Origin of the sequence: Streptomyces durbertensis (genome assembly GCF_014156695.1) — a bacterium.
Taxonomy (GTDB): domain Bacteria; phylum Actinomycetota; class Actinomycetes; order Streptomycetales; family Streptomycetaceae; genus Streptomyces; species Streptomyces durbertensis.
Genome location: NZ_WMLF01000331.1, coordinates 1 through 6114, shown reverse-complemented (window position 1 = coordinate 6114; position 6114 = coordinate 1). Strand labels below are relative to the sequence as shown.

Sequence of the window (6114 nt, the reverse complement as noted above, 5' to 3'; positions counted from 1 at the left end):
GCCCAGGTGGGCGGGGTCCTCGGCGTGGACGATGAGCAGTCCGTCGAAGGAGGCGATCTCGGTCAGGGCCTCGCGCAGTTGGTCGCGGTCCAGTTGCGGGAACTCGTCGACGCCGGACGGGGAGAGGAAGCACTTGAAGCCGAAGACGCCGGCCTCGTGCAGCGGGCGCAGGTCCTTGACGTTGCCGGGGACGGCGCCGCCCCAGAAGCCGGTGTCCACGTGTGCCTTGGGGCGGGCCACGTCGCGTTTGACGGCGAGGTGGGCGGCGGCGGTGGTGGGCGGCAGGCTGTTGAGCGGCATGTCGAGCAGGGTGGTGACGCCGCCGGCGGCGGCCGCCCGGGTGGCCGTCCAGAAGCCCTCCCACTCGGTGCGGCCGGGGTCGTTGACGTGGACGTGGGTGTCGACGAGGCCGGGCAGCAGGGCGTCGCCGCCGCAGTCCACCAGGCGGGTGGCGGGCGGGAGCGGTGCGTCGTGCGGGAGGACGGCGGTGATCTCGCCGCCGGTCACGGTGACGGTGGCCGGGCGGGGCCCGTCGGGGGTGAGTACCTGCCGTGAGCGGAACGCGAGCTCCGCCTCGACGGGTTCCGGACCGGGCTGGCTGGCGGACAACGGCCCCTCCTGGGTTCGTACGGTGAGGTGGCTGAGCTTCCGCAGTACGGAAGTTCAACGTTCTGTTGAAGAGTCTTCCCGTCCATGACAGCCCCGTCAAGAGCGATCCGGGGGATGAGGGCAACGGACGACACCCTTTGGATGATTCCACCAAATGGAACCCGGATTCCGAGTTGCAGAACAAAGGAACCTACGGCCGGGCCCGTACGGAGTCGCACCGCGCAGCCGACCAAGCGGACATTCAGCCCTTCACCTGCCACTACCGTCGAACACGAGCCGACCCGAACGAGTCGCGGACCGGTAGCATTCGGCGGTGTCACCCCGCCCGGAAGAGAAGGGAAAGCGCCACGTGCCGCCAGCCGAGCGCAAGACCGCCAGCAGCCCGACGGCAAGCGGCGGTGTGCAGTCACTCGAACGCGCGTTCGACCTTCTGGAGCGGATGGCCGACGCCGGCGGCGAGGTCGGGCTGAGCGAACTGGCCAGCAGCAGCGGACTGCCCCTGCCGACCATTCACCGACTGATGCGCACCCTCGTGGCCTGCGGCTACGTCCGCCAGCAGCCCAACCGGCGGTACGCGCTCGGTCCCCGGCTCATCCGGCTCGGCGAAAGCGCCTCCCGACTGCTCGGCACCTGGGCGCGGCCCTACCTCGCCCGACTCGTGGAGGAGACCGGCGAGACCGCGAACATGGCACTGCTCGACGGCGACGAGGTCGTCTACGTCGCCCAGGTCCCGTCCCGGCACTCGATGCGGATGTTCACCGAGGTCGGCCGCCGGGTGCTGCCGCACTCGACGGGCGTCGGCAAGGCACTGCTCGCGGACGCCCCGGCCGACGAGGTAAGGGCGCTGCTCGCCCGCACCGGCATGCCGGCGGCCACCGACCGCACGATCACCACCCCCGACGGGTTCCTCGCGGCGCTGGAGACCACGCGCGAGCGCGGCTTCGCGCTGGACGACAACGAGCAGGAGATGGGGGTCCGCTGCATCGCCGTGTCGGTGCCGGATTCCCCCACCGCCGCCGCCATCTCCGTCTCCGGCCCGGCCGGACGGGTCACCGACACCGCGACCGAGAAGATCGTGCCGCTGTTGCAGGAGGTCGCACGGGAGCTCTCCGGCGCGCTCGCCAGCAACGGCTCCACAAGCGCCTGACCCCCGCCGGCCGGGCGCCGACCCCGCGCCGACCGGGGGCCACGCACCCCGGCGCGCACACTCGCGTGCGCGCCGGCGTTCACCAGGGCGCGCACGCCGGCGCGATGGCCAGCGGTCAGCGGCGGCCCGACGGGGGCCCGAAACGGGCTATCGCGGCGTTGAGTTCGGTCAGCGGCTCGGCGAGCGCGCTGACCGACCCGAGGGCGCCGAGCACCAGCAGGAGGGCCCCGCGCAGCCGCGCCGGTTCCGGTTCCGACTCGGCCGCCATGGCCGCCAGCGCGGCCAGTTCCTCCTCGGCGACGGCCCGGTCCGGCAGTTCGACCGGATGTCGGGCCAGGGCGTGGCGCAGTCCGGAGACGGCGGCGCGCAGCGCGCGCGACCGCTCGGTCTCCGCATATCCGTAGCGCCGCCCCGACAGGACGGCGCCGCCCTCGACGCCTCCCGGACCGCCCTGTACGGCGGTACTCCCCCACCCAGTCACATTGCCCCTGTATGCAGTGGTGTGTGGTCGCCGCCCCGGGCGGGCGCGACGAGGAACCGCGCGGCGGGCAGGCCCCACCGCACCCGCACGGTCGTCACACTGTGCTGATGGCCGCTCAACTCCGCGTGCGGGTGAGACAGTTAACGCCAAGGCCGGACCGGAAGTCCATACGGTGGGCGGAAATCGGCCGGGCATCTTCCCGGACGCGACGCGGCGGACAACCATGCGCCTCGCCCACACGGGCGACCCCCGCCGTCAAGCGCCCACGGGGTTCGACGGGCACGGCTATCCTTCGCCCGCCCCACGCCTCCCACTCCACCGCACCCGGTGCGCACGCTCGGCGCATGACCGATAACACACCGCACTCGGATCGCCGGCCTGCCGCGCCCCGGCCGACCTGGAACCGGATCGAGCCGCCTCCCCGCGCCGGCGCGCGGGGCATACCGCGGCGCCTCGGCGGAAAAATATCTCGACATCAACGATCTCGACGTCAACAGACCGTTGATATTCCGCGATGAGGAAACTAGTCTCCGAAAGTGAGAGGCGTTCGGGCACGGCGTGCCTGGCCGCCCGCACACGTGTACCCCGGCGGAGCCTGGGGCCTCCAGGCGCACCGCCCGCTGAAGGAGTGACAGCCATATGTCCGCACCAGCGCCGTCACCGCTGGCCATCGTCGATGTCGACCCGAGCCAGGCACCCGCCCGTCAGGACGAGGTGCTGACCGAGGCGGCGCTGGCCTTCGTAGCCGCGCTCCACGAACGCTTCACGCCACGACGGGACGAGCTGCTCGCCCGCCGCGCCGAACGCCGAGCCGAGATCGCCAGGACCAGCACCCTCGACTTCCTCCCCGAGACCGCCGACGTGCGCGCCGGGGACTGGCGGGTGGCCGAGGCGCCGCCCGCCCTCCAGGACCGCCGGGTGGAGATCACCGGTCCCACCGACCGGAAGATGACCATCAACGCGCTGAACTCCGGCGCCCGCGTCTGGCTCGCGGACTTCGAGGACGCGTCCGCGCCGACCTGGCAGAACGTCATCGGCGGCCAGCTCAACCTCACCGACGCCTACCAGCGCCGCATCGACTTCACCGACGAGCGCGGCAAGAGCTACGCGCTGCGTCCGGCCGAGGAACTGGCCACCGTGGTCATGCGGCCGCGCGGCTGGCACCTGGAGGAGCGCCACCTGCGCGACGCCGCAGGGCGGGCGGTGCCCGGCGCACTGGTCGACTTCGGGCTGTACTTCTTCCACAACGCCCAGCGGCTGCTCGACCTCGGCAAGGGCCCCTACTTCTACCTGCCGAAGACGGAGTCGCACCTGGAGGCGCGGCTGTGGAACGACGTCTTCGTCTTCGCCCAGGAGCGGTTGGGCATCCCGCACGGCACGGTCCGTGCCACCGTGCTGATCGAGACGATCACCGCCGCCTACGAGATGGAGGAGATCCTCTACGAGCTGCGCGACCACGCCTCCGGGCTGAACGCCGGCCGCTGGGACTACCTCTTCTCCATCGTGAAGAACTTCCGGGACGGCGGCGAGCGGTTTGTCCTGCCGGACCGCAACGCGGTGACCATGACGGCGCCGTTCATGCGCGCCTACACCGAACTGCTGGTGCGCACCTGCCACAAGCGCGGGGCGCACGCCATCGGCGGCATGGCCGCGTTCATCCCCAACCGCCGCGACCCCGAGGCCAACGCCCGGGCGCTGGAGAAGGTGCGGGCGGACAAGGACCGGGAGGCGGCGGACGGCTTCGACGGCTCGTGGGTCGCGCACCCGGACCTTGTCCCGATCGCCCAGGCGTCCTTCGACGCGGTGCTGGGCGACCGCCCCCACCAGAAGGACCGGCTGCGGGAGGACGTGGAGGTCGGCGCGGAGCAGCTGATCGCGGTCGACTCGCTCGACGCCAGGCCGACGTACGAGGGGCTGCGCAACGCGATCCAGGTCGGCGTGCGGTACATCGAGGCGTGGCTGCGCGGTCTGGGCGCGGTGGCCATCTTCGGCCTGATGGAGGACGCCGCCACCGCCGAGATCTCGCGTTCGCAGATCTGGCAGTGGGTGGACGCGGGCGTGGTCTTCCCCGACGCGCCGCAGGGCCGGGAGAAGGCAGACGCGCAGGTCGTCAGGTCGCTTGCGACGGAGGAACTGGCCGCCATCCGTGAGGAGTTGGGTGAGGATGCGTTCAACTCCGGCCGCTGGCAGGAGGCGCACGACCTGCTGCTGAAGGTCTCGCTCGACGAGGACTACGTCGACTTCCTGACGCTGCCGGCCTACGAGCAGCTGCGCGGCTGAGCGGCGGCGGGTCCCTCCGGCACGAACGGGGCCGGGCGGTGCGAGGAGGTTCCTCGGACCGCCCGGCCCTTGTCGTGCCGGTGGAGAAGCTACCCGGTGGCGGCGGCGGAACGTTCACCTCGGTTGAAGAGCAGGTTGAGTCCGACGGCCAGCACGCAGCCCGTGCTGATGCCGGAGTCGAGGATGATCGTCAGGCCGTCGGGGAACTGCCCGTAGAAGCCGTGTGCCATCTCCGGCGCCAGCCCGACTCCGAGCGTGACGGCGACGATCAGGCTGTTCGCGCCCTTGCCGAGGTCGGCCTGGACAAGCGTCTGCACGCCGCTGACCGCGATCGTGCTGAAGAGGACCACGCCGACGCCGCCGAGCACCGGCAGCGGGACCGCCGAGATCAGCGCGGCGGCCATCGGGCACAGGCCCAGCAGCACCATGATGCCGCCGGCGACCGCGACGACGTAGCGGCTGCGCACCTTGGTCATCGCGACCAGGCCGATGTTCTGCGCGAACGCGCTCGCCGCGAAGCCGTTGAAGACCGGGGCGACCGCGCTGCCGAGGGTGTCGGCGCGCAGCCCGGCGGCGATCGTCCGCTCGTCGGCGGGGCGGCCCACGATGCGGCCGAGGGCGATGATGTCGGCCGTCGACTCGGTCATGATCACGAGCATGACGATGCACATCGAGACGATCGCGGCGACGGAGAACTGCGGCGCGCCGAAGTGGAACGGCGTGGGGAAGCCGACCAGGTCCGCCTCGCGCAGTCCGCCGAAGTCGGCCATGCCGAGCGGGATCGCCACCAGCGTGCCGACCACCAGGCCGAGCAGGATCGACACGGACTTCAGGAAGCCGCGGCCGAAGCGGTTGAGCAGCACGGTGACGGTGAGGGTGAGCGCGGCGAGCCCGACGTTGCGCATGGAGGCGCCGCCGGAGGCGTCGGTGGTGCCGGCGGTGATCCAGCCGAGCGCCACGGGGAGCAGGGAGAGCCCGATGAGGGTGATCACGCTGCCGGTGACCACGGGCGGGAAGAAGCGCACCAGCTTGCAGAACCAGGGGCTGATGAGGAAGCCGAGCAGGCCGGCGACGATGACGGCGCCGAAGATGACGGGCAGTCCGGAGGCGCCGCCCTCGGCGGCGATGATCGCGGTCATGGCCGCGACGCCGGCGAAGGAGACGCCGTTGACAAACGGCAGTCGGGCGCCGATCTTCCAGACGCCTATGGTCTGGAGCAGGGTGGCTATGCCCGCGGTGAACAGGCTCGCGGCCATCAGCAGGGTGGTGTCGGCGGTGTCCAGTCCGGCGGCGGCGCCGATGACCAGCGGGACGGCGACCACTCCGGCGTACATGGCGGCGACGTGCTGGAGGCCGCTGGTGATCATCTTCAGCGGCGGCAGGGTCTCGTCGACGGGATGGCGCCCGCCGCCTGTTCCGCCGGGTTCGGCGTCCGGGCCGGCGGCGAGGTCGGCTTCCGGTTCCTCGCCTCGGGTGGTGCCTGTTCTGCGGATCCCGGGCTCTGCGGCCACAGCGGTCCTCCTGTCGCGATGAACTGCCCCGGCGGTGTGCGGCGGGGCGAGGGTTTCAGGGAGGTGGTTCGGTGGTGCCTTCGTGC

General features: G+C 71.8%; 5 protein-coding genes. 2 read left to right on the top strand and 3 right to left on the bottom strand.

Features of this window, described 5'->3' with window-relative positions; genetic code table 11:
• Window positions 1-609 (bottom strand): amidohydrolase family protein (locus GL263_RS19425; RefSeq protein WP_182857012.1); only part of this gene is annotated, 609 nt, incomplete at its 3' end.
• Window positions 610-958: 349 nt separating this feature from the next.
• Here GL263_RS19425 and GL263_RS19420 point away from each other — a divergent pair.
• A complete protein-coding gene (locus GL263_RS19420; RefSeq protein ID WP_182857011.1) occupies window positions 959-1756 on the top strand; it encodes an IclR family transcriptional regulator in 798 nt (265 codons plus the stop codon).
• 115 nt (window positions 1757-1871) lie between these two features.
• Here GL263_RS19420 and GL263_RS19415 read toward each other — a convergent pair whose 3' ends face one another.
• A complete protein-coding gene (locus tag GL263_RS19415; RefSeq protein ID WP_323379478.1) occupies window positions 1872-2237 on the bottom strand; it encodes a DUF5955 family protein in 366 nt (121 codons plus the stop codon).
• A gap of 639 nt (window positions 2238-2876) precedes the next feature.
• Between GL263_RS19415 and aceB the strand changes: the two genes are divergently transcribed.
• Window positions 2877-4517 carry a malate synthase A gene (gene aceB / locus GL263_RS19410; protein ID WP_182857010.1) on the top strand — a complete coding sequence of 547 codons (1641 nt, stop codon included), beginning with the start codon at window positions 2877-2879 and terminating at the stop codon, window positions 4515-4517.
• A gap of 89 nt (window positions 4518-4606) precedes the next feature.
• Here aceB and GL263_RS19405 read toward each other — a convergent pair whose 3' ends face one another.
• Complete coding sequence (locus tag GL263_RS19405) at window positions 4607-6028, bottom strand: nucleobase:cation symporter-2 family protein (RefSeq protein WP_438947979.1); 1422 nt, start codon at window positions 6026-6028, stop codon at window positions 4607-4609.
• Window positions 6029-6114: the final 86 nt, after the last annotated feature.